The organism is Allobosea sp. TAF32 (genome assembly GCF_052113585.1).
Classification (GTDB): domain Bacteria; phylum Pseudomonadota; class Alphaproteobacteria; order Rhizobiales; family Beijerinckiaceae; genus Allobosea.
The window spans coordinates 17,008-38,932 of record NZ_JBFRDM010000018.1; the positions used below are offsets into that span (position 1 = coordinate 17,008).

Sequence of the window (21,925 nt, forward strand, 5' to 3'; positions counted from 1 at the left end):
GGAACCTCCGTGAAATTCTGAGCGTTGCCACAGCACCGTTTATCAAACGGGGGCTGAAAATGCGTTCCATCGTTCTTTGGCTCGTCGGCGTGCCGATTCCCATCATTATCCTGCTGTGGTTCTTCATGCGGTAGCGGGGTGTGCTCAATAAATGGGGCAAGCTGACCGATGACGATCTCGACGTCATCGCCGGCAAGCGCGATCAGCTCGAAGGCAAGATCCAGGAGCGCTACGGCATCGAGAAGGACAAGGAGAAGACCGACGTCGACACCTGGTACAATCGCCAGACATGGTGATCACCGACGACTGAGCCCCTCGCTGCCCAGCGTGTGCTCGCCGCGTAAGGAAGCCGGGCCCTTTCCAGTGGGGCCGGGCTTTCGCGCCTTAACGGCGACCCGTTGTGTTGAGAGCGGGTGAAGCGTTGAAAGCTCTGGCGCACCCAAGCCTATGCCGCCAGAAGCTCGATCATCACCGGCGCGTGGTCGCTAGTGTGCTCCCAGCCTCGCGGAGCGCGTCGGACCTCCGCGGATTTCAACCGGGCCGCCAAGATAGGGCCGAGCAGGAGGTGGTCGAGCCGAAGGCCGGCGTCGCGTTCGAACGAGTTCCGCCAGTATTTCCAGAACGTGTAGATGCGCTCTCTCGGATGAAGGTGCCTCCGCTTCTCGACGAAACTGGAACGTCAGCGATCTGCTGGGTCCGCTTTCGGGCAACGCGCCAAGGTCCGTTTATGGCGCATCTAACCCCTGCATGCAGCTCGTAGAACGCCATTTTCGAGCGATTTCGGACACCCCTTCCTGCCCGTGTTCATAAAATAGCTTGCTCTATTTCCGGACATGTTCGATTCTCGCCCTACCCTTTTCGGACGAAAATCCATGTCACGCGCCTTCGCCTATGTCCGTGTCTCCACAAATGGGCAGACCACCGAAAATCAAATTCAGGAAATTGAAGCGGCCGGTTTTCGGGTGGAACCGCGCCGGGTAATTTCCGAGACGATATCCGGGAGCGTGGCGATTTCCGCCCGCCCGGGTTTTACCCGGCTGCTCGACCGGCTGGAGCGAGGCGATATTCTGATCGTCACCAAATTGGATCGTCTCGGTCGCAACGCGATCGACGTGAGCTCCACCGTGCACAGGCTCAAGGAGATGGGTGTTCGGGTTCACTGCCTGGCGCTGGGCGGCGTCGACCTCGCGAGCCCGGCCGGCAAGATGACTATGAACGTGATCAATGCCGTCGCTCAGTTCGAGCGAGATCTTCTCATTGAGAGAACCAACGCCGGCCTGCGCCGCGCGAAGTCAGAGGGACGAAAACTCGGAAGGCCAGCCGCCCTCACCTCTTCCCAGCGCGCGGAAGTTCTAGCCGCGCTGCTGGATGGGCAGAAAGTTGCACCACTGGCGAAACGCTTCAACGTCAGCCGTCAGACCGTCATGCGGCTTCGCGAGGCTCTCCAGCTCGATGCGGCTCCAACCCTCGGAGCTTCATCCGAGGAAACACGTCATCTCCTGAGAAATCCCGAAAATGCCGGCCGACTGCTTAAGGCTGCTGGAGAACTCGACGGGGACGGAGAAACTAGTTCCAGCCTTAGGCGGTCAGTGGGCACAATCGCTGCAATGCCGGACGAGCTCTTCGAGGCGGCAATGGCCGAGCTCGCTCGCTACGATCGCGAGGGCTCATGAGCCTCGCACGCTTGAATCTCTTCGCGTCAACCGTCATATTTAAATACGACAGTTGACTTGATGAGGTGGGCTATGGCGGTTGCGGCCGAAAAGATGCCACCGGACACCGGTGGAACGCTACATAGGGTGACTGAGCTCTTGGGCGGAGCCAAGCTCCTGGCGTGGCACGTCACGAGCTCGCTCGACGCGCATGAGATGCTTTTGCGAGGCTTGCCGCCTTCGGCGCTGGACCACCTGGTGGGGCGGCTCACCTACATTCACAAGACGGAATCGCTTGAGAAGGCTTTCGGCATGAGTCTCCGAACCTACCAGCGACGGAAGGACGCACCGGCGAAACCACTGAGCCAGGAGCAGAGCGGGCGGGCTTGGAAATTTGCTGAGATTCTGTCCAAGGCGACGGATGTGTTTGGGTCTCAGGCGGAAGCGGAGCAATGGCTGGAGCGTCCGGCGATCGGGCTTGATCAGCGTCGCCCTATCGATCTTCTGGCGACGCCAGCCGGCGTTGAACTGGTCGAAGAGTACCTGACCCGCCTTGACTATGGTGTGTATGCGTGACGCCCTTGCCGAGCGTACTTGGAGGCGCCGAGCTGGTGGCTTGGCGTCTCGACCAGGCCATTTTCGCATCCACATGGGACTGCGGAGAGGGGGCCTACCGAGTCGGCGGGCGTTGGAATAGCGCCGGCGTGCGGGTGATCTACTGCGCACTGGATCCTGCGACCGCAATTCTCGAAGTTGCCGTCCACAAGGGCTTTCGCGTCCTCGACATGGTCCCACATGTCATGACCGCGGCCACCATCTCAAACATCGCTGGCGTTCATGTCGTCACGCCAGATCGGATACCAAATCCAAATTGGCTTCGGCCTGGGATTCCGAGTGCAGGCCAGCAAGCGTTCGGCGATGGCCTGCTACGCGAGCACGCCTTTGTTGTCATTCCGAGCGTTGTTTCGACGCACAGTTGGAATCTGCTCTTCACGGCTGGCTCGTCGGGGTACGAGCTGAAGGCCCAGGAACCGTTTGCGCTCGACACCCGACTACATCCGCCGGCGACGCGCTGAAGGCATTGTGCTGTGGGGATCTAGGGCTTGCCCTTGATTGTCCTAACGGTAGCGGGGGCTCATGGATAACATTGGCGATGTTACCGTTGCCTCTCAATCTCGCTTCGGCTGTAGAGGCTTCGTATGCTCCGCCCGAAGGCGCATCGCGTAACCCGCTTAACCGAGCGGATGCGCTTTGGGCCCAAGCTCGTATGAGAGAATTGGGCTTCTACGGTATCGACGGCGAGGGAGTTTGGGGACCGGCTTCCAGAGATGCCCTGCGCGATTTCAGGGCGATGAACGGGCTGCCCGCGGATGACGCTTGGGACGCCGCGACTGAGCAAGCTCTGACCGGGATCGCTCCTATACGTGCTGCCCAAACATTTATCGGTGGCTTTGCAGCTTCTGCGGCTGAATGCTCGACCGGCACGGCTGGCCAACCACCGATTACGCTGGGCAGTCGCCGCGCGGAAGCGTTCGGCGGCATCTGCAATTTTGACGACGTGCAACGAGACGCCGCGAACCCGTCAGTTTGGAGAGCGCGCGGGCAATGTACGGCTAACGGCGAAACGTGGCTGGCGAATGTGCGATTGACGGTTCGGCCGAACGCGGTTGTGTGGAGCAGCGAGCGGGGATCCACGACATATCATCGATGCCGATGAGGAATTCCGGCTGATCCGAACTGTTAAAACTGTATCGCCTTGACCTTCACGCCCCGTACGTCGCCGACGATCATAACGGCTTTCCGTATAGTCATGCCCGACGGCATCGGCATACCATCGCTTGCAAAGATAACCCGCGTAGAGAGTCCGGTTTCAGGCAGTCATCCAATGTCAGCAAGTGGCGCAGAGTTCGCGCGACCACGGTTAATGGCAGCTCCGCGTCCACATGCAGAGGCTGCCTTTTCTTGTGATCAACCGTTTGATGCTAAAACGGACCTCGCGGTGCACCCAGTCGGCTCAGATCAAAACCCATCCTAATGTCCGCCAAGCGCTGGAACCGCCGCCACCAGACGCCGTGTGTATTCGTGCTTTGGGTTGCCCAGAACCTCTTTCGCCAGACCGGTCTCGACCAATTGCCCTTTCATCATCACGGCGACACGGTCGGCGAAAGCTCGCGCGATCGAGATGTCGTGGGTGATCATAAGATAGGCCATGCCGCTCGCCTTCTGTATGTCGAGCATGAGGTTGAGGATCTGGCCGCGGATGGAGACATCTGCGCCGGACAGCGGTTCGTCGGCGATGATGAGCCTGGGTTCCATGGCCAGCGAGCGCGCGATCGACACGCGCTGGCGTTGGCCGCCGCTAAGCTCGTGCGGATAGCGCTCGATGAATCTGTCGGCGGGACGCAGGCCGACATCCTCCAGCAGGCGCAGGCAGCGAGCCTCGCCCTCCCCCGGGCGCTTCCACAGCGCCTGCATCAGGAGTTCACGCACGGTCTTGCGCGGGTTCAGCGCGGCGGTCGAGTCCTGGAAGATCGGCTGCATTCCGGTCCGCACGTCACGGAACGTGCCGCGGGACATGCCGGTCAGACCCTGTCCATCGAAGGTCACGCTGCCGCTGTCGGGCGCCATCAGGCCCAGCGCGATGCGGCCAAGCGTCGACTTGCCGGAGCCGCTCTCGCCGACGAGCGCGACGATCTCGCCGGCATGGACGGTCAGGTCGACCGATTTCACCGCATGGAACAGATCGCCACCGGCCACCCGGAAGCTCTTTCCGACCTGAGCGAGTTCCAGCAGGGGCTGCCCGATCGTCATGACAAACGTCCTTCGCTGTTGGTGGAATACTCGCCCGTGATGGTTTCGAACCGCCCCTCGCTGTTGCGCGCTGCTTGCGATGCCTTCACCAGGCCCGCGGTATAGGGATGAGACGGTTTGGCGAAGACTTCGCGTGTCGCGCCCTGCTCGACGATGCGGCTGCGGAACATCACGTAGACGCGCTCGCACTCGTTCCAGACCACGCCCAGGTCATGGCTGATGAGCAGCATGGCCATTCCGAGCCGTTGCCGCAGGTCGCGCAGCAGCGCCAGGATCTCGGCCTGTGTGGTAACGTCGAGGGCGGTAGTCGGCTCGTCCGCGATGAGCAGACGCGGCCGGCAGCCCAAGGCGATGGCGAGCAGGACGCGCTGGCGCATGCCGCCGGACAGCTCATGCGGGTGACGTCGCGCGGCCGAAGCGGGTAGCTGCACCAGTTCGAGCAGCTCGGCCACACGCGCCGGCACGTCGTGCGTGCTTTTGTCGTGGCGCTTGACGCTCTCGGCGATCTGCTTGCCCACGCGCATGACGGGATTGAGGTAGCTCAGCGGATCCTGGAATACCATGGCCACGGGATGACCGCGCATGCCCTCCCATTGGGTGTCGCTATAGTGCGTCACGTCCGTTCCGTTGAGCGTGATGCGGCCCGAGTGGATATGCGCGATACGCCCGGGCAAGAGACCCAGCATGGCGCGCGCCACGGTCGACTTGCCCGAGCCGGATTCGCCGACCAGAGCGACGGATTCACCGTCACGTACCAGGATCGACACGTCCTGCACCGCAGTGACGGAGCCGTGGCCCGACGTGTAGTCGACCCGCAGCGCGTCGGTTTCCAGAAGAGGCGGAGCCGTCATGCCGGCGCCGTCCGGATGGGCCGATTGTTGGTGCTTCATCGGACTACCTCGCATTGCGCGGGTTGAGGACGGCGCCCAAGGCATCCCCGAGCAGGTTGAACGCCAGCACCGTCAGGAAAATCGCGGCGCCCGGAAAGAACGACAGCCACCACGCATTGAACAGAAAGCGCTGGCCGCTGTTGAGCATGCGGCCCCAGCTCACCAGCTCGGCGCTGGAGAGGCCCAGGAAGCTCAGGGAAGCCTCGACCAGGATGGCCTGGCCGACGATGAGCGTACCGACCGCCACCACGGGCGCCACCGCATTGGGGATCACCTCTCCGAACAGCACATGGCGCTCGCTGATGCCGAGGCAGCGCACGGCATCGACGAATTCGAGCTGCTTGACGCGCATTACCTCGCCGCGCATCACGCGCGCCACCTGCGGCCAGGCGAGCATTCCGACGACGGCGATGATCTGCGCGAGCCCGGTGCCGGTCATCGCCACGATCACGGCCGCCAGGATGAAGCTGGGGATGACCTGGAAGAACTCGGAGATCCGCATCACCACGACATCGATCCAGCCGCCATAGAAGCCCGCGGCCGAGCCGATGAGAATGCCCAGTCCCGTCGCCATGATCGCGGCGAAGAAGCCGACGGTGAGCGAGACGCGGGTGCCGTGCGCCAGGTTCGCCGCGACGCTGCGGCCAAGCTCGTCCGACCCGAACAGGAACTGGACCGATGGCGCGGCGAAGGCGTCATCGCTCAGCAGATGAGGGTTGAGGCCGGGAACCATGTCGACGGTCAGCGCCAGGACCACCAGAAGGGCGATGAACGCGCCTGAAACGATGCCGCCGGGATGGCTGAATACGCTCCGGAGGGTCTTTTTAACGCGCTTCATGGCTGCTCCTCACGCGCGGATCGACGAAGGCATAGAGAAGATCGGTGGCGATGTTCACCAGGACGACGAAGACGGCGGTCAGCAGGAAAATGCCCTGCAGGACCGGGTAGTCGCGGTTGGTGATCGAGGCGATGAAGAGGCTGCCGATGCCCGGCCATGCGAACACGGTCTCGACCAGGATCGCGCCCGTCACCGACAGGCCGAAATTGTAGCCGACGACCGTGATCACCGGAATGATCGCGTTGGGCAGCACATGCGTCCACAGCACCCTGCGCCGCGACAGGCCCTTCGCTTTTGCCGTCAGCACATAGTCGTGGTGCAGGGCCTCGGCGACGCTCGCACGCGCGACCCGCGAGATCACCGCGATGTAGAAGATCGTGACGCAGAAGGCCGGCAGCACGAGGTGCCTGATCACGTCGAGGACGGCGGGCAGACCCGTGTACTGGTCGCGCACGCTCGTCATGCCCTGAGCCGGCAGCCAGCCCATGCGGATGGCGAACACGAAGATCAGCATCTGGCCGAGCCAGAAGACCGGCACCGAATAGCCGAACAACGATATCGCGGTGATCGCGCTGTCCTGGGCGGAACCGGCGCGCGGCGCGGCGGTCACGCCCAGCAGGACACCGAGAGCCGTCGCGCATAGCAACGCCGGAAACATCAGCAGCATGGTCGGGCCGAGCCGGCTCAGGATCAGGTCCAGCACCGGCATGCGATTGGCGAAGGAGAAGCCGAGATGCCCTTGCAGCAGGTTGGCCAGGTACAGACCAAGCTGAGTGGAGAGGGGCTTATCGAGGCCGAAATCGGCGCGGATCTGCGCGGCATAGGCCGGCGGCACCGGAAAATCGCCGAGCAGCGCGTCGAGAGGATCCCCCGGCACCATATGCACGATGAGGAAATTCAGCACCAGGATGGCAAGCACGATCAGTGCTCCCCACGCCAGACGAGACAAGAGATAGCGACCCATTGTTGTTGTCTTTCCTCCGAGGGTGGCCTTGCGACGCAGCTTCCGAAGTCTTCGGCAGCCCGGAACTACCGGGTCGCATGAACCGTTCTGGCGGCGGTGGAACCGGATGCCGGGCCTTTAGGCTCGGCGGCGCTTACGAAGCTTTTCGATGCCAGCTGGCGGGAAGGCTCGAAAGCACCTGTCGGCGATCGATCAGAGCAAGCTCAGAGATGATCGGCCGATGTCTCGACGAAGGGACCGAGGTCATTTCTGGCTGGTCCATACGCTGCCCCACCACTGCTGGTTGGCCGCCTGCCACAGGCCGCGCAGCCGCGGGCCGGCCACCGCGAATTGCGGTTGCTGATGCAGGTTCAGCACCGGCAGGTCGCGCGCCAGAATCTCCTGGACACGGTCATAGGCGCGCTTGCGGTCGGCCTGCTGCGGGGCATCGCGTCCTTCGTTGAAGAGGCGATCGACTTCGGGGTTGGAGTAGCGCGAGGCGTTGTTGAACAACGTGCCCTTGGCGATCGACTCCGTCGTGTAGGTGCGCGCGATGCCCAGAGCCGGGTCGCCCAGCGTGGTATATGTCTGCAGCGTCGCGTCGAAATCGTAGTCGCTGTAGACGCGCTTGAGCACGACGGCCCGCTCGGCCGCTTCCAGCACCACCTTCACGCCCACGGCTTCCCAGAAGCGCTGGAGCGCCTGCGCGGCCGGCAGCCATTCGGGGCGGCCCGACTCGAACAGCAGGCGCACGGTCAGCCGCGTGCCATCCGCACCTGGCTTCAGACCGGCGGCATCGAGCAATTCACGGGCGCGGGCGGGATCGTAGGAATACATCCGCTCATAGTCGACGGCCTCGTTGTAAGCCCAGAGGCGGGTGTCGAACGAACTCTGCGGGACGCTGCCCAGGCCGAAGAAGACCTTGTCGTGGATGAACTTGCGATCAACCGCCAAAAGCAGAGCCTGGCGTGCTTCGGGTTTAGACAGCGCCGGGTTCTTCGTGTTGAGGATGATGAGGTCGCTGCCGGGATAGCTGACTTCATGGACCTGGAACTGCGGGTCTTCCCGCAACATCCTGACGGCGCTGAGCGGCATGTAGTCGGGGACGATGTAGTCGATCTCGTCGGCGCGCAGCGACAGAAGCCGCGATGACGCGTCGGGCATGATCTGGACGACGACACGATCGAGATAGGGTTCGTCCTTGCGCCAATAGTCGGGATTGCGGACCAGGGTGATGTGGCTGCCGCGGACCCATTCGGCCACCTTGAACGGGCCGTTGCCGACAGGCTTGGTCAAGACCGCCTGATGGTTGCGGATATCGGAGCCGCGCAGGATATGCGCCGGCATCACCGCCGCGTTCTGCTCGCAGGCCAGCGAGAACAGGAAGGGCGCAAAGGGCTTCTTCAACTTGATCGTGACGCTCTGGGGCGTGGGCGTCTCGATCCGCTCGATGAACTTGCCGGCCGCGTTGAAGCGAGGCCCGTATTTGCTGCTGATCTCCTCCAGCGTGAATTTCACATCCGCGGACGTGACAGGCTGGCCGTCATGCCATTTGGCGGGCTCCAGCTCGAACTTGTATGTCAGGCCATCGCTGGAGATGTCCCAGGACTTGGCCAGGCCGGGCACGATCTCGAAGCCCGGCTTGAAGCGCACCAGCCCGTCATAGATCAGGCAGCCGACGGCCACGTCCGGCACGGAGTTCGTCGTGTCGGGGCTCAGCGCCTGCGGCTCGGAACCGAGCACCATCACCGCCGAGCCGCCACGCCGCGGGCTCTCCGCCCTGGCATCGGTGGCGAGGAGCCCGGCTATCGGCGCGCAGCCGACCATCAGGAGGCCGACGGGAAGCAGGCGCCGTGACAATTCCGACAGGGAATGGAAGAGTTTCATCCGTGTCTCCATGCAAGTCCTTGGGCCGCGCAACGGACCGTCAGTTGCGGTGCTCGACAATGGCGAGGGTGCGCAGCATTTCGTTGGTCAGAATCATGATGCCCTCGTCGGCGCCGATGCCTGGTTTGGTCAGCATGAAATCCGGCCCGGTCGCCAGCGCGATCTGAGCGGTCAAGCGCGCCGACAGGTCGGTTTCGTTGGCCGTGCCGCCGAGGCAGCAACGCATGCCGTTGGCCTTGCAGAACAGCACCGCTTCGATGCTGTTGTTGATGCCGCCGAGGTCTGGGGTCTTGATCTGGACGTAATCGCTGGCCCCGGCCTCGGTGAACAGGCGGATGTCTTCGAGCGTGTTGCACCACTCGTCGGCGATTAATCGCACGGGCGCATCGCGTTCGGCCAGCAGGCGCTTGAGCGTCTTGAACACGTCGATCTGCCTTGCCTGCGTCGGAGCGACGACCGGCGACTCCAACAGCAATTCGAACGGTGCGGCCTCCTTGACGAGACCCGCCATATAATTCGCCAAGCCTTCGAGATCGTCGCCGAACAGGTCGCCCAGCGTCCCGTAGAGATCCAGATGGATGCGCGGCTTGTAGCCGGGCGCGCCGACCTCGCGGATGCGCTTGGCGATCGACCGGACATAGTCCGTCAGCACGATGGCGTTCGGTCCGAGATCCTCGGCCAGGGTGAACGAGGCGTGGGGCAGCACGGCCGCCTGTTTCATGATGACGCGATCGAGCTGGAGCGCGTCCCCGCGATGGCAGGAGGCCAGCAGGTCAACAGGCTTCGTACCGAGCGTCGAGCCGTATTCCGCGGCGATCACCTCGGCCGGCGTCTTTCGCGCCGCGAGGGCCGTGGCCGCCAGGAGAGCCTGGGTGAGACCATAGCGCAGCGCAGTGTGCAGCCGGTGGCCTTCGACCTCCAGCCGGTCGATATCGTCGGCATTGGACCGAAAAACCGTCACATCGCGCCCCGTCAGCCAGGCGCGGACGGTCGATTGCAGCACCGGCAGGTGCTCTGCCGGTGCGAAGAGCGGGTCGCGCCCGGCCAGGCCCGAGAAGATCACGTCGGCGCATTCGCCGATGGCCAGCGAGCCGTCTTCCAGGACAAGCATGACCGACAGGATCGCGCCCGGCTGGACGATGGCCTTGTAGCCGGGCGTCAGGGGCTCCCCGTCGACAAAACTGCCGTTGTTGCGGCCGTGACTCTTCAAAGCCAGCAGGTCCTTGTTGAAGTAACCTGACCGGCCTGCGGAATAAACGACGTCACTGATCTTCATCGGACTTCCTCAAAACCTGAGCTCCGTTGCTGCCGTCATGCGGGGCAACGCAGCTCGATCGTCGAAAATCGACGCACGGGTTCGCGATCACTGCCGCTGGTGGCAGCAATGGGACACGGCGCCGGGATTTACCCTTGCGTTACGGTCTAGGTGTTCTTCGGCGGATTCGGCCTAGTATGCGGCTACCGAGGCCTGCTGCCCCGGCTGAAGACTGTCGGCCATCCGCACATATTCGTTTTCGTAGGCAATAAGCTTGCTGCGACGTTGCCGCCTCGATCGTCATATCAAGCAACGTCATCTTTTTCCCCTGGCGTCACCAGCGTGGCCAATTGGGGAGATAGCTGCCTGAGGCTCGCAAGATATTCCGTTTGGATGATATTGCTTGCGATGCCGCAGACATGTTTGAAGAACTGATCGTATTCTCCTTGGCGGGCGATGACGAAAAGGGCGCGTTCGGGGGGCGACCGTTCCAGAAGAAGCGTCTTGACGCGCAAGGCCGTTTTCTCGTTCTGCATCAGGCACATCGGGGTCGTCATGGCCCAGCCGATGCCGGCGGCGACCATGCCTGCGACGGTGGCGGCATTGTCGAGTTCAAGATGGTTCGAGGTTGTGATGCCATGGCGGCGCAGGAACGTGCCGATATGGATGCCGACCTGCGATTTCCCGTTGTATCGGATCAGGGGCAGCCGCTTGCCGAGCTGCTTCATGCCGTCGAGCGTGATGGTTCCATGCCGCTCGTCCGGGGGCACGATGATCAGATATTGCTCGGTGAACAGCCGGAAGCGCTCAAGCCCGGCATAGGCCTCGAGCGGTTCACTCGCCACGATCATGTCCAGCTCGCGCTTGTGCAAGGCGGCGCCAAGCTGGGGAGACAGGCCGCTGCGAACGGAAAGCTGGGCTGTCCGCTCGAAGAGATCCTTGGTCAGGGCGGCGCCGCATGTGCTGGCAAACGAATCCACCAGGCCGAGACGAAGCGTCGGCTTCACGCCGGAACCCGCTTCCAGCACCTGACCTTTGAGATTGGCCACCTGCATCAGGACGCGGGCGCCCTTGTGGCGGAGCGCGACGCCGAACGGCGTGAGTTGCATCGGCCTGCGCGCGCGGTCGATAAGCCGGACGCCCAATAGCTGCTCCATCTGGTGCACGCTTTGCGAGATGGCTGACTGGGTGACGCCCAATCGGCGAGCCGCGCCCGACATGCTGCCCTCCTCGGCAACCGTCAGGAAGACCTGCACCGCATTCATGTCGAGGATGCGGTCGACGGACACGACGTCAGCCCTCTCGCGTTCCGAGCGAAGCGTGTTCCGCCGTTGACAGACCAGACCACCATGCATCCGCGCGCCGAATTGCTGCGCATTCGAAAATCGCCGGAAAGCATGGCTGGGTGCCCCGCCGAAATCGATCGGAAAGCGGCAAATCCCTCATTGTTACGATCGGTGTCATCATCGTTTCCCCGGACCGCAAGCGCGGACAACTGGGCATTCGCCCTTATCTGTTCCGGGATTAACGCGCTGGTTCCACGAGCGAAAGCAAAAGACGCATACTATCAGTAATTCTAATATCTCTTCGGCCGGAGGCCACGGGTCAGTGGTCAATTCGGACCGCCGTCGATAGGCAGCTGAGTCTCGTCGCTCACGAAGCGGTGGTGGTCGATCACACACTCGATTTCGATACTGCAAGCGGAGAAGCGACAAAATAGCCGCCGGCCGCGACCGATGAACGACCATGCCGCGGTTGTCAGGATGACGCTTCGCGCCCTACCGTGAATGTCTGCTATCGAGCAAAACGCCAACTTCTGCTTCTGGCGCTGAGAGTTGGCGAGATCCTAGCGGTATTGGCAGTTGCCGGCGAGGTTTTGATGCGATCGTCTACTCCCGGTATCATTGCTGCTGCTGCGGTGAATACTGGCTGACAGAGGAGACCAAAGCAGTCCGTCATTCCCCTGGAAGGAATGACGGGCGATTGTCCAGGTTGCGATCGTCGCCCCCTACATCCGAGACGCTTCGCCTGCGGATTTCTGGTTGCAAGTCGCTCCTCAGCGCTTCAACGCAGCACCCAGGTCTTCGAGAACACCGAGCTGCTGAAGGATGACGGACGGCAGGTTGTAGCAATGGAAGGAGGTGACCTTCCCGTCCTTCAGATGGAACACGTCGCAGCACGGCGCATCCATCCTCTTGCCGGTTGCGGGCAAGATCCCGCCGGCCATGTAGAAATCGCCCTTGTGCGTGCCCTGCAGGGCCAATTCGACGATCACGACGTCGTCTTTGACGTAGATGTGATACAGCTCGCGATGCATGTCAGGAAACGCCGCGACCATCGCGTCGACAGGCAGGCCGATCTCCTTGCCATAGTATTTCTTGCCGCCCGGCACATCGTAGAAATAGCCGTCCTCGGCGAACAGCGAGATGAATTTGTCCGTGTCCTTGGACGACGCCTCTGCTAGGGCGTAGAGGCTGCGGATGGTGTCTTCATTGGTCAGCATGACTGGAAACGCCTGTTGAATTTAATCTGTGAATGGATAGGGCTGCCGCCGGATGCGGCTGTCTGATGACTGTCTGCAACTCAGATCTGGACCTGGCCGCCATCGACGAAGAGCTCGATGCCGTTGACGAAGCTCGCCTCATCGGATGCGAGGAACAGAACGGCCTTCGCGATTTCCTCGGGCTGACCGACCCTGCCTGCAGGGATCAGGCTGGCGAGATAGTCCTTGGTGCCCTTCGCCTGCTCACCGCCTCCGAAGAGCTCGTCGAGCCCTGCCGTCTCGGTCACGCCGGGGCTGATCGCGTTGCACCGAATCGGCCGCTCTGATTCGAGGATACCCGCGCGTGCGGACGCCGGTGAAGGCGGCATCGAGATCGGCGGGATCGTGATAGACCCGGTCGTCAAGCCGTTCACCCTTGGTGCCACCACCGCAGTCATGCCTCGGGCAGGCTTTCGACGGAGTCCTTCGTGGGTCCGACCATGGCTTGGCCTGACCCATGAACGGAAGGGATGGTCGGCATTGTCACCCCGAACATAACTTTTGCCGGCAAGCGCTGCGCAGTCCCGAAAGGAGGTGGTTGTCCGGCGAATTTTCCTCGTGGACGGTTCGACCTCGCGTTTGGACGACGATGCAAAGTTCCGATCTTTCGGTTACCTTAGGTGATCCGTATTTCGCAGTGCGATCCGCACCTCGCGCAGAAACTGTGTGAGCGAAGCGCCAAAAAGTCCGACGGCACCGATGAAAAGGAGCGCAACACCCCGTTCATGCGGCAACTCCGCGAATGCTAAACCGAATGCCAGGGCCATCAGCAGGATGGTCGACACCCCGCTAGAGATTGCCAGAAATATTGCGCTATTGATCAAAGCAGCCCGCTCTTCGAGCCGGGGAAGGTCCGCTCTAAGTTCCGGCGCAACTGCCCCGTCTTTTTGCAGGCCATTGAGCATTCGCGATCGGTCGAGGATGCGCTCCAGGCGGTTTATCAGGACCGAGATGAGACCAACGACGGCGCCAAGCAAAAAAGCAGGCGCGGCTGCCTGCGTGATGACGACTGAGAGGTGGCTCACTGATGGCAGATTGGGAAGCATGTTGATTCTTTCAGACTTGATGCTCGCCAGATCTGTAGAAGGCCGCGGGACGCCTCCTTTGACCAAGCGGCATTCTTCCTATGGCAGAAGCCGGGCGAAGTTCCCAACGGTCTTCGCAATCAAGAATTCCGATTGGCATCCCACGGCATAAGGGAGCCCGCCCGGCCGCTCGGAAGATTGAGGCCGACGCGCGCCGCCAGCTTCGCCATTCCTCCGCCGCGAGCCTGCGCCCGCAGTATACGAGACGTTCCGATGTCAGGGAGGGCGGTTTTTCTGATTCCGGGAATCGCCGGCGGAAGTGCTTGCCGAACTCCAACCGCCAGGCGTATCGGCGCCGCGGGTTTAGAATGGGTCCGCTAAATTCGAGACAATGATCCGGGATCGGCAGCAGCCTGTTGCAGCGGGCAGCCGTCCCGGCGGCGTTCTTCGTGTTACAACTTGGAGCGAAACGCTCCGGGTGTGCAGCCGGTCGCCTTCTGGAAGGCGCGCGCGAAATTGGCGGGAGAGGAATATCCCATCTCCGCCGAAACACGTGTGATCGAGCCGTCCGTATGCCGGAGCAGCTCTGTCGCTCTCTCAATCCTCGCCGCGTTCGTCAGGCTGCGAAAATCAGTGCCGGCCCGATGGAGCTCGCGTTGCAGCGTTCGGACGCTGGTACCCATTGGTCCCGCAGCACGATCGATCGATACGCCCCCCGTGAGAAGCTGAGCCCGAATCTGCGCCCTGAGGACGGCGAGCAGATCTCGTGGCGCACCGCCGGGCCGGTCTCGCGCCACATCCTCGATGGTGACAATGGGCCGTGACCCGCGGTTCGGAGCAGCCGACAAGAGATGGCGTTCGATGACGACCGTCACGGCCGGCGCGTTGAACAGGACCGGGCAATGGAAGAGATCTTCGAACAGCCCAGTCTGGCGCGGCCTGTTGATATTGAGTTCGATGCGCAGCGGCCGCCAGTCGAACGGCAAATAGGCTCTCATGACGCTGAGCAGAACGCCGGCCGCTGCACCGGCGATCATTTCGTAGCCAGCGTGGTCGGACAAGGCGAAGACGTAGCTATAGCGCGCCTCGTCGCCGGTAATGGCGATCGACATCCGGTCGTGGGTGCTGTGATAGCAAAGAGCCGCAATGGCCCGCTCGATGGATTGGCCGAGCGTCTCGCCTCCCAGGATATAGCGCCCATAGCAGCCATAGTTGCCGACATTCATCGTCGGAGCGATCAGGAGGCCGAGATCGGGCTCGCCGACCTCCCTGGCGGCTGCACTCACGAAGCCGATGACGGCGGCATGGGGGATGAAACAATTGCAACCTTCGGTAAGCTCGATATCGAGACCTGCTGCCCGGTTCGCCCGCAGAAGCGCTTTCTCTCCGAGTTCATGACGCAGGAATGCCGGCAGGCCGTAAAGAATGTGGCTCGAAATGACGGGAATTTCAGACACGAGCAGGCCCCTCCGGAATTCCGCAATGTTGGCGCAAAATGAGTGGCAGCGAAATTACATTGCTGCTTATTCTCACAGTATAAGTTCTGTGCGCAAACGGAAGAACCCGTTTTTGCGCGTTATTGATTTAATTCTTATTGGGATAACTTTCGGTCGTGAGCGCGAAGACGGTAGTCCGCTTATTCAACCTGACGCTCTTCGCGACCCTATGGTGTTCGGGAATAGCACTGGCGGAGGATTCGAGCGGCGGCGCCGGCGATCTGGCCAAGGCGGCTCAGAATCCCGTTGCCGACATGATCAGCGTGCCGTTCCAGAACAACTTCAACTTCAATGTCGGGCCGCATAAGCAGCTTCAGAATGTCCTCAACATCCAGCCCGTGATCCCGATCACGCTGAACAAGGACTGGAACCTAATCACGCGTTGGATCACCCCGGTGATCTCGCAGCCGGCTCTGACTGTGAATGGCGACAGGGAGTTCGGCCTTGGCGACATCAACCCGAGCTTCTTCTTTTCGCCGAAGCAACCAACGCACGGCATCATCTGGGGCGTCGGGCCGACCTTCGTGCTTCCCACTGGCACCGACAAGACCCTCACCTCCGGCAAGTATTCGGCGGGCCCGGCCTTCGTCGCCCTGACGATTCAAGGACCCTGGGTCGTCGGCGTTCTCGTCAACAATGTCTGGTCGTTTGCGGGCAAGAGCAATCGCAGCGCGGTCAACGCGATGACGCTGCAGCCCTTCGTGAACTACAACTTTCACGGCGGCTGGTACCTGACGTCGTCCCCGGTCATCACTGCCAATTGGGAGGCCGACCACGGCGATCGCTGGACAGTACCGATCGGCGGCGGTTTCGGGCGCGTGTTCAAGATCGGTCATCAGCCCGTCAACGCGCAGATCGCAGCCTATTACAATGTGGCAAAGCCCAGCGGCGCTGCCGATTGGCAGCTGAGGGCCCAGCTTCAGTTCCTGTTCCCGAAGTAGAGCCAATAGACGCACCAACGAAGTCAAACGAGGGGAGTGCGCCATGACAACAGCGCGAAATGCAATTGCCTTATTCTTTCTCCATGCTGGCGCGGTCTCTGCCCTGACGCTGCTGTCCAACTCCGCGTCAGCTCAGGCGACTCCGACCGCTCCCCCGCATGTGCCGCTTCAAAAGGCGATCGGTACCCCGGTCAAACCCGAGCTCGTGCCGTCGCTCTTTGTCCTGAGCGCTCGCGGCGCGACCTTGCAGGGCGGGAAGCTGGTGCTGAGCGGTCTGTCGCCTAACTCCATCGTGTTCGCCGACCGCCCAGTGAGGTCCGCTGGCCACGAACTCACGGCGCATATCCTTGAGGAGTGGCTGCCCGGCAACCAAAGCCCCGACAGCTTCTACAAGGACCCGCCGAACGCGACCGTGTCAGCTTTCATGCGGGATGGCTCGGGTATTCGTGACGCGGTCGTGGTTCTGAAAAGCCCTAAACTCGAAGGCGACCAGGTCACATTCGACGTCGACGTGATGGAGGGTGACCTTGCGGGCGGCGACGGCGCCGCGTCGATCTTCATCGATCTGATCGGCCGGCCCTTCACGCCACTGTCCTTCGCGGGCGTGGCACGGCGTACGGCATTTCGTGGAGCCTACTACCGAGGTGCGGCGATCGCCGGCGCAGGCGCCCTCGGTGCCGCAGCGTACTATGCACCATATGCTTATCGACCGGTTTGCGGGTATTACCCATACCCGCCCTGTTACTGATGATCGTTAGCCCTGTAATCCCAAGCGCTAATCGATCTACAAGGGGACCGAAAATAATGAACCAACTATTTCTTGGTGCAATTTTCGCGGCGGCTGCCACGGTTGCTTCCGCACAGACTTACCAGATGACGACGCCTTTCGCTCCGGGCGTCGCCGTGCCGGACAAGATCGAATCCTCGATCGGGGCGTTGAACCTCAACTACGGCTACCCGTCCGCCGATACTGTTGAAAAAATCTACGACAACCTCGACCGTTCGCGCGCGCTCCAAGCCTATCTGCTGGCGATCCCGATCGTTAATCAGGCCGGCATGCGCGAGTCGCTGCGCAAGTTCGGACCCGATAACCAGACCAACGTGATCTGGGAAAGTCTGATGGATTCGAAGACCGTCGCGCTGACGGGCAACGACAACACGATCTACAACTTCATGTGGGTCGACACGAGTAAGGGTCCCGTCGTCGCCGAGGTTCCGCCCAAGGTGCTCGGGACGGTCGACGACTTCTGGTACAAGTGGGTGGGCGACATCGGCATCACCGGGGCCGACAAGGGCGAGGGCGGCAAGTACCTCTTGTTGCCGCCCGGCTTCAAGGGCGAGATACCATCGGGGTATCACGTTTTGCGGCCGAACACCTTCGGCAGCTACTTCGTCTTTCGCGCTTTCCTTGTGGACGGCTCCACCCAACCTGCGATCGATTCGGTCAAGAAGAACCTGCGGATCTATCCTCTGGCCGAGGCCGCCAATCCGCCGCCGATGAAAATGGTCAATGCCTCCGGAATTCCGGCGAATTTCGTCTCTCCGGGCGACTATTCGTTTTGGGGCCTGTTGAACCAGGTCATCCAGGAAGAGCCGGCGGGCGGATCCGATCCCACCACCTTGGGCCTGTTCGCCTCGATCGGCATCGAAAAGGGCAAACCCTTCGCTCCCGACGAGCGGATGAAGAAGATTCTCACCGACGCCGCCAACATCGGTGCCGTCACGGCGCGCACCATCGCTTTCAAGATTCGCCCGAAGGATGCGTATTTCTATCCGAACAGTGCGTGGCGCCTGCCATTTTTGGGCGGTTATAAGTTCGAGACGGCGCCCGGCGTCAGTAACCTGGACGGTGCCGTCTTCTTTTACTACTTCGCCATTGCCGTGACCCCGGCGATGGAGGAAGAAATGGTGGGCAAGGGCTCGCAATATCCTTGGTCGGTGCAGGATGCGAAGGGTGATCCCTTGGATGGTGGCAAGAACTATAAGCTGCGCCTGCCTCCCAATATCCCGGTCAAGGATTTCTGGTCGGTCATCGTCTACGACAACCAGAGCCGCTCGATGGTGCAGACCGACCAGCGAGCCCCCAGCGTCAGCAGCCAGAGCAAGGGCGTCAAGGTCAATGCGGATGGTTCGACGGATGTCTACTTCGGACCCAAGGCCCCGGCGGGAATGGAGAACAACTGGGTGCAGACAATCCCGGGCAAGGGCTGGTTCATGCTCCTTCGCCTCTATGGTCCGCTGGAACCATGGTTCAATAAGACATGGAAGCCGGGCGAGATCGAGCTGCAACCCTGATCCCCGCCGGCGCCAAGCTGGTCAGAAACTAAACTAAACGGCGGCTAGCGAAAGCGTCGCCGTTTCGAGCCCAAAGACGGGCATGCAAGCAGTCTCGACTGCTCGCTCCCGCACTGTATTATACCCGCATAAGTTGTGCGACCGCGCCCCGCAATCGACGCGCATGACCGCAAGTTGCGAACCGGAAGGAAGTTTTCAGATGCTGACGAAACGCGATCTGCTTGGCTCTGCTGCGATGGCCACCCTTGCCGCGGCCACAATGAAGTCCAGCCTCGTCTTTGCGCAAACGAAGCCCGAATGGCCGAACCTCTTCGAGGCGAAAGACATCGCCGAAGAAGGCTTCATCTACGGCCTGCCGCTGGTGATGAACTATGCGGTCATGCACGAATTTGCCGTCGACAGGAATTCGGGCCAGTTCAAGGCGCCGTTCAACGAAATCTACAACATGCACCATGTCGCCACCCCGGCGGACACGGCCGTCATAACGCCGAACAGCGACACCCCTTACTCCATCCTCTGGCTGGATTTGCGGGCCGAGCCGATGGTTATCACGGTGCCCGCAGTTGAAAGGGAGCGCTACTACTCGGTCCAGCTCATCGACGGTAATACCTACAATTTCGGCTACATCGGCACACGCGCCACTGGGTCCGAGCCGGGCGACTATCTGGTCGTCGGCCCCAACTGGAAAGGCAGCACGCCCGCCGGGATTAAGCAGGTTTTTGCCTCGACTACCCCGTTCGTGTTCGCCAACTTCCGGACCCAGCTTATCAACGCCGACGATATGCCTAACGTGGAAAAGGTGCAGGCTGGCTACAAAGCGCAGCCGCTTTCTTCCTTCCTCAAACAAGCAGCTCCGGCCGCTGCACCCAAGATCGCGTTCGTCCCTGCTACCACGGCGGGGATCAAGGACAACTTCTTCGAGTACCTCGACGCAGCCCTACAATTCGTCCCCGAGACGCCGAGGGATAAGGCAGTTCGCGCGAAGCTTGCCAGGATCGGCATCGGCCCCGGCAAGACCTTTGCGTTCAAGGATCTGTCGCTCGAACATAAAGCCGAAATCCTGGTCGCCATGAAGCAGGGTGACGACAAGATCGGCAAATGGCTGGCCAGTGGCAGCAAGGAGATCAACGGCTGGAACGTCAGCTCGCTGCTGGGCGACGAGGCCTTCTACAACGGCGATTGGTTGAAGCGGGCCGGAGCTGCCAAGGCCGGCATCTATGGCAACGATGCCGTAGAGGCGACGTATCCCCTCACGCGCAAGGACGCGACGGGTGAGCCGCTCGACGGCAGCAAGCACAAGTACACACTCACCTTTCCGCCGGGCCTATTGCCGCCCGTGAACGCCTTCTGGTCCGTGACGATGTATGACGGCAAGAGCCAGCTCTTGGTCAAGAATCCGATCAATCGCTACTTGATCAATTCACCGATGTTACCGGGGATGAAAAAGGACGCGGATGGCTCCCTGACGCTCTATATCCAAAAGGACAGCCCCGGCGCCGACAAGGAAGCCAATTGGCTCCCGGCACCGGATGACAAAATCTACCTTGTGATGCGCCTCTATTGGCCGAAGACTACGCCGCCGTCTATCCTGCCTGCGGGCGAAGGGACATGGCAGCCACCAGGCGTGAAGCGGGTCTCGTAGAAGCTGAAAGCTTCGCGCGCCTCTTCATTGCAAGATCGTTGCGCTAAAGCCTCCGGTTCCATTCCACCTCCAGAGCTCCGGCTCTTACATTTCAAAACGGGAGATCATCATGTCCAAATTTCTCGCCGCCATGGCGGTATCGATCGTTTGCGCCACCTCGTCTGCGGCGACCGCCCAAGTTCCGCTCACGAGCTACGTCGATGCCAACGGGTTCATCGACGTCCAGACCCTGACCTGCGCGCAGCTGGCAGGAACCTTCCAGGAGGACGCCGATGCCCTGTCTACCTGGTATAGTGGCTGGTATAACGGCCTCGCCAAGAAGCATTTTCTCGACTTGAAGAAGGGCAAGGTCGTCGAGCACGAGGTCATCGTCTACTGCAAGGCTAATCCCGACAAGAAGATCATCGACGCGCTTGCCATCGTGTTCAAGGATGAGCGCGCCAAGCTGGGAATCCAAATGAAATAGGCGCCTGCTGGTGGCTCGCCGGCCGGCCGCTGGCCGGCGAGCAGGCCAACGGCGCGAAGGCTGTCCGATCGACCGCTGCCGATAGCGACCTGGCGGGCGCCCGGTGTGGGGCCCGCTTCCATCAACCAGCTGACCTCACTCAACGGGGACGTCATGAATAGGTCTATCTGAATAGCCCCGAGTTTCGTAGACGCCGTCGGGCTACATCTGGTGCTGCCGTTCGAACTCGACGGGTGACAGCATCCCGTTCCTGACGTGCTTGCGCTTTGGGTTGTAGAACATCTCGATGTAGTCGAACACGTCCTGCCTTGCCTCCTGGTGAACTGGGAGCCCTGATCCGAGTGGACAAGGACCGTGGTCTTCGGCTTGCGTCGCCACACCGCCATGAGCAATGCCTGCAGCACGACATCGGTGACCTGCCGGCTCTGCAATGACCAGCCAATGACGCGGCGGGAGAACAGGTCGATCACCACGGCCAGATAGGCGAAGCCCTCCTGGGTCCTGATGTAGGTGATGTCCGTCACCCACGCCTTGTCCTGCGCCCCGACATCGAACTGTCGGGCCAGGGTGTTGTCGACCACGACCGACGGCTTGCCGCCATGAGATCCCGGCCGGCGCCGATAGCCGATCTGGGCCTTGATCCCGGCCAACCTTGCCAGGCGGGCGACGCGGTTGGCGCAGCTGGTCTCGCCCTGATCGAGCAGGTCGTCATGCAGCTTGCGGTAGCCATAGACCCGACCGCTTTCCTTCCAGGCCTTATCGAGAAGCTCGATCTGGCGCGCATCCTCCCGAGCTCTGCGGCTCAACGGATTCTTCAGCCAGGCATAGAAACCGCTGGGCTGGATGCGCAGGCAGCGACACATCGCCCGCACCGGGAACTGGCGGCGATGCTCGGCCACAAACGCGTATCTCACTTTGCATCCTTGGCGAAATACGCGGTGGCTTTTTTTAAGATGTCGCGCTCCTCGGTGACCCGCGCCAGTTCTGCCTTCAGGCGGCGGATCTCCGCAGCCTGATCAACGCTGGGCGACACCGGCGGCTTCGAGAACTTGCGCTTCCAGGCGTAAAGCGAGTGCGGGCTCACCCCGAGCCGCTTCGACACCTCTGCAACGGGGTAGCCCCGCTCGGTGATCTGCGCGACCGCATCACGCTTGAAATCGTCCGTAAAATGTCCGGGCCCCATCATGGCCTCCTTGCCTCAAAATTAGGGAAGAAGGCGTCCAGGAATCTAGGGGCTATTCA

At 61.6% G+C, this 21,925-nt stretch carries 19 protein-coding genes and 4 pseudogenes; 10 read left to right on the plus strand and 13 right to left on the minus strand.

The annotated features are described in order from the left end of the window. Positions 1-140: 140 nt before the first annotated feature. The gene (locus AB4Z16_RS27390; protein WP_441514479.1) at positions 141-296 is read left to right on the plus strand and encodes a CsbD family protein; all 156 of its coding nucleotides are present in this window, start codon (positions 141-143) and stop codon (positions 294-296) included. A 149-nt stretch (positions 297-445) separates the two neighbouring features. Here AB4Z16_RS27390 and AB4Z16_RS27395 read toward each other — a convergent pair. Next, positions 446-655 (minus strand): annotated as a pseudogene (locus AB4Z16_RS27395) (exodeoxyribonuclease III); the annotation flags it as partial. 217 nt (positions 656-872) lie between these two features. Here AB4Z16_RS27395 and AB4Z16_RS27400 point away from each other — a divergent pair. The 4 genes and pseudogenes from AB4Z16_RS27400 to AB4Z16_RS27415 all read left to right on the plus strand — a co-directional run. Further along, positions 873-1,439, plus strand: a pseudogene (locus tag AB4Z16_RS27400) (recombinase family protein); the annotation flags it as partial. A gap of 306 nt (positions 1,440-1,745) precedes the next feature. Next, on the plus strand, positions 1,746-2,228 hold the full coding sequence (gene parS / locus AB4Z16_RS27405; RefSeq protein ID WP_441514480.1) for a type II RES/Xre toxin-antitoxin system antitoxin: 483 nt from the start codon (positions 1,746-1,748) through the stop codon (positions 2,226-2,228). After that, positions 2,225-2,728 (plus strand): RES family NAD+ phosphorylase, encoded by a 504-nt coding sequence (locus tag AB4Z16_RS27410; protein ID WP_441514481.1) that lies wholly within the window; start codon positions 2,225-2,227, stop codon positions 2,726-2,728. Before parS ends, AB4Z16_RS27410 begins: the two co-directional genes overlap by 4 nt. Before the next feature lie 77 nt (positions 2,729-2,805). After that, positions 2,806-3,369: a peptidoglycan-binding domain-containing protein gene (locus AB4Z16_RS27415; protein WP_441514482.1), complete on the plus strand. Its 564-nt coding sequence runs from the start codon at positions 2,806-2,808 to the stop codon at positions 3,367-3,369. A 314-nt stretch (positions 3,370-3,683) separates the two neighbouring features. On the opposite strand, the gene AB4Z16_RS27420 is transcribed toward AB4Z16_RS27415, so the two are convergent. From AB4Z16_RS27420 to AB4Z16_RS27470, 11 genes and pseudogenes are all read right to left on the minus strand, one after another. After that, on the minus strand, positions 3,684-4,463 hold the full coding sequence (locus AB4Z16_RS27420; RefSeq protein ID WP_441514483.1) for an ABC transporter ATP-binding protein: 780 nt from the start codon (positions 4,461-4,463) through the stop codon (positions 3,684-3,686). Next, positions 4,460-5,353, minus strand: coding sequence for an ABC transporter ATP-binding protein (locus AB4Z16_RS27425; RefSeq protein ID WP_441514484.1), 894 nt, complete (start codon positions 5,351-5,353; stop codon positions 4,460-4,462). Before AB4Z16_RS27425 ends, AB4Z16_RS27420 begins: the two co-directional genes overlap by 4 nt. A 4-nt stretch (positions 5,354-5,357) precedes the next feature. Beyond that, positions 5,358-6,191: an ABC transporter permease gene (locus tag AB4Z16_RS27430; protein ID WP_441514485.1), complete on the minus strand. Its 834-nt coding sequence runs from the start codon at positions 6,189-6,191 to the stop codon at positions 5,358-5,360. Next, positions 6,178-7,155, minus strand: coding sequence for an ABC transporter permease (locus AB4Z16_RS27435; protein ID WP_441514486.1), 978 nt, complete (start codon positions 7,153-7,155; stop codon positions 6,178-6,180). Before AB4Z16_RS27435 ends, AB4Z16_RS27430 begins: the two co-directional genes overlap by 14 nt. Before the next feature lie 243 nt (positions 7,156-7,398). After that, the gene (locus AB4Z16_RS27440) at positions 7,399-9,021 is read right to left on the minus strand and encodes an ABC transporter substrate-binding protein (protein ID WP_441514487.1); all 1,623 of its coding nucleotides are present in this window, start codon (positions 9,019-9,021) and stop codon (positions 7,399-7,401) included. Positions 9,022-9,061: 40 nt separating this feature from the next. Next, positions 9,062-10,297 (minus strand): methylaspartate ammonia-lyase, encoded by a 1,236-nt coding sequence (locus AB4Z16_RS27445; protein WP_441514488.1) that lies wholly within the window; start codon positions 10,295-10,297, stop codon positions 9,062-9,064. Between the two features lie 284 nt (positions 10,298-10,581). After that, the gene (locus tag AB4Z16_RS27450; RefSeq protein WP_441514489.1) at positions 10,582-11,565 is read right to left on the minus strand and encodes a LysR family transcriptional regulator; all 984 of its coding nucleotides are present in this window, start codon (positions 11,563-11,565) and stop codon (positions 10,582-10,584) included. Positions 11,566-12,332: 767 nt separating this feature from the next. Continuing rightward, on the minus strand, positions 12,333-12,779 hold the full coding sequence (locus tag AB4Z16_RS27455; protein WP_441514490.1) for a nuclear transport factor 2 family protein: 447 nt from the start codon (positions 12,777-12,779) through the stop codon (positions 12,333-12,335). Positions 12,780-12,859: 80 nt separating this feature from the next. Then, positions 12,860-13,126: pseudogene (locus AB4Z16_RS27460) on the minus strand (SDR family NAD(P)-dependent oxidoreductase); the annotation flags it as partial. Positions 13,127-13,429: 303 nt separating this feature from the next. Continuing rightward, a complete protein-coding gene (locus AB4Z16_RS27465) occupies positions 13,430-13,864 on the minus strand; it encodes a DUF2721 domain-containing protein (protein WP_441514491.1) in 435 nt (144 codons plus the stop codon). Positions 13,865-14,295: 431 nt separating this feature from the next. Next, a complete protein-coding gene (locus AB4Z16_RS27470) occupies positions 14,296-15,300 on the minus strand; it encodes a helix-turn-helix domain-containing protein (RefSeq protein ID WP_441514492.1) in 1,005 nt (334 codons plus the stop codon). Positions 15,301-15,455: 155 nt separating this feature from the next. On the opposite strand from AB4Z16_RS27470, the gene AB4Z16_RS27475 reads away from it, so the two are divergent. The 5 genes from AB4Z16_RS27475 to AB4Z16_RS27495 all read left to right on the plus strand — a co-directional run bounded on the left by AB4Z16_RS27475 (position 15,456) and on the right by AB4Z16_RS27495 (position 20,683). Then, positions 15,456-16,280, plus strand: a complete 825-nt coding sequence (locus tag AB4Z16_RS27475; RefSeq protein ID WP_441514493.1) for a hypothetical protein — start codon at positions 15,456-15,458, stop codon at positions 16,278-16,280. A gap of 43 nt (positions 16,281-16,323) precedes the next feature. Continuing rightward, complete coding sequence (locus AB4Z16_RS27480; RefSeq protein ID WP_441514494.1) at positions 16,324-17,028, plus strand: hypothetical protein; 705 nt, start codon at positions 16,324-16,326, stop codon at positions 17,026-17,028. Between the two features lie 56 nt (positions 17,029-17,084). Next, positions 17,085-18,575 (plus strand): DUF1254 domain-containing protein, encoded by a 1,491-nt coding sequence (locus tag AB4Z16_RS27485; protein ID WP_441470855.1) that lies wholly within the window; start codon positions 17,085-17,087, stop codon positions 18,573-18,575. Positions 18,576-18,774: 199 nt separating this feature from the next. Beyond that, a complete protein-coding gene (locus tag AB4Z16_RS27490; protein WP_441514495.1) occupies positions 18,775-20,217 on the plus strand; it encodes a DUF1254 domain-containing protein in 1,443 nt (480 codons plus the stop codon). 109 nt (positions 20,218-20,326) lie between these two features. After that, entirely contained in the window at positions 20,327-20,683 is a 357-nt protein-coding gene (locus tag AB4Z16_RS27495; RefSeq protein ID WP_441514496.1) for an HdeA/HdeB family chaperone, read from the plus strand. Between the two features lie 201 nt (positions 20,684-20,884). Here AB4Z16_RS27495 and AB4Z16_RS27500 read toward each other — a convergent pair. Next, positions 20,885-21,866, minus strand: a pseudogene (locus AB4Z16_RS27500) (IS3 family transposase). Between the last annotated feature and the right edge of the window lie 59 nt (positions 21,867-21,925).

Coding starts and splice junctions, on each gene's coding strand:
- AB4Z16_RS27425 (WP_441514484.1), bottom strand. CDS start 5,353: ATGAAGCACCAACAATCGGCCCATCCGGACGGCGCCGGCATGACGGCT.
- parS (WP_441514480.1), top strand. CDS start 1,746: ATGGCGGTTGCGGCCGAAAAGATGCCACCGGACACCGGTGGAACGCTA.
- AB4Z16_RS27480 (WP_441514494.1), top strand. CDS start 16,324: ATGACAACAGCGCGAAATGCAATTGCCTTATTCTTTCTCCATGCTGGC.
- AB4Z16_RS27440 (WP_441514487.1), bottom strand. CDS start 9,021: ATGAAACTCTTCCATTCCCTGTCGGAATTGTCACGGCGCCTGCTTCCC.
- AB4Z16_RS27435 (WP_441514486.1), bottom strand. CDS start 7,155: ATGGGTCGCTATCTCTTGTCTCGTCTGGCGTGGGGAGCACTGATCGTG.
- AB4Z16_RS27485 (WP_441470855.1), top strand. CDS start 17,085: ATGAACCAACTATTTCTTGGTGCAATTTTCGCGGCGGCTGCCACGGTT.
- AB4Z16_RS27445 (WP_441514488.1), bottom strand. CDS start 10,297: ATGAAGATCAGTGACGTCGTTTATTCCGCAGGCCGGTCAGGTTACTTC.
- AB4Z16_RS27415 (WP_441514482.1), top strand. CDS start 2,806: ATGTTACCGTTGCCTCTCAATCTCGCTTCGGCTGTAGAGGCTTCGTAT.
- AB4Z16_RS27455 (WP_441514490.1), bottom strand. CDS start 12,779: ATGCTGACCAATGAAGACACCATCCGCAGCCTCTACGCCCTAGCAGAG.
- AB4Z16_RS27490 (WP_441514495.1), top strand. CDS start 18,775: ATGCTGACGAAACGCGATCTGCTTGGCTCTGCTGCGATGGCCACCCTT.
- AB4Z16_RS27465 (WP_441514491.1), bottom strand. CDS start 13,864: ATGCTTCCCAATCTGCCATCAGTGAGCCACCTCTCAGTCGTCATCACG.
- AB4Z16_RS27430 (WP_441514485.1), bottom strand. CDS start 6,191: ATGAAGCGCGTTAAAAAGACCCTCCGGAGCGTATTCAGCCATCCCGGC.
- AB4Z16_RS27420 (WP_441514483.1), bottom strand. CDS start 4,463: ATGACGATCGGGCAGCCCCTGCTGGAACTCGCTCAGGTCGGAAAGAGC.
- AB4Z16_RS27495 (WP_441514496.1), top strand. CDS start 20,327: ATGTCCAAATTTCTCGCCGCCATGGCGGTATCGATCGTTTGCGCCACC.